The 902-nt window shown below is 73.5% G+C and carries 1 rRNA gene; it reads left to right on the forward strand.

Annotated features, from left to right (window positions below):
• Nucleotides 1–3: 3 nt before the first annotated feature.
• A 5S ribosomal RNA gene (rrf, locus tag ACJTNH_RS20735) occupies nt 4–120 on the forward strand.
• The last annotated feature ends 782 nt before the right edge of the window (nt 121–902 follow it).

The following is a 902-nucleotide window of genomic DNA, read 5'->3' on the forward strand; positions in this document are numbered from 1 at the left end:
CGTTACGGCGGTCATGGCGAAAGGGAAACGCCCGGTCTCATTCCGAACCCGGAAGCTAAGCCTTTCAGCGCCGATGGTACTGCCCGGGGGACCGGGTGGGAGAGTAGGACGCCGCCGGACACAACTCAACGAAACGGGGGTCGGAGCTTCGCGCTCCGGCCCCCGTTTCGTGCGTTTGTCCGTTCTTCGTCGACGGCCAGATGTCTTCGCGAGCGCGAAGCGTCGGTGGCCCGACGCCGCTCCAGGCGCTTCCTCGGGAGTGCGCCGTTCATCAGTGAGGTACCCAGACACCATGACTACTCCGCGACGCGGTTCGGACGGCCCGGAGCGAGGCCGCGGCAACAGCGGTGGCGGCGCCCGAGGCGGCGCTGCGGGTCCCCGGCAGGGGGCCGGCAGCGGGCGACCGGCTCGACCTGCGGGGCATCGCGGATCACGGCCGACCGACGGTGGACGTGGCGGAGCGGGGTCGTCACGTGACGATGCCTACCGGGCCAGGGGCGGAGCCGCCGGCGGCGAGTGGGGGCGCCCGTCTTCCGGCGGGCGCCCGTCCAGCGATCGATCGGGGTCGCAAGACCGTCGCGCGTCCGGTGATCGGTCGCAGGGCGGCCGTCCTTCGGGTGGCCGGGCCCAGGGCGGGCGTCCCTCGGGTGATCGTCCGGCGTGGCAGGACCGTCGTCCTTCCGGTGACCGCCCGCAGGGTGGGCGCCCTTCGGGTGATCGTCCGGCGTGGCAGGACCGCCGTCCCTCTGGTGACCGCCCGCAGGGTGGGCGCCCTTCGGGTGATCGTCCGGCGTGGCAGGACCGCCGTCCCTCTGGTGACCGCCCGCAGGGTGGGCGTCCCTCGGGTGATCGTCCGGCGTGGCAGGACCGCCGTCCTTCCGGTGACCGCCCGCAGGGTGGGC

Source organism: Modestobacter lacusdianchii (genome assembly GCF_054177765.1).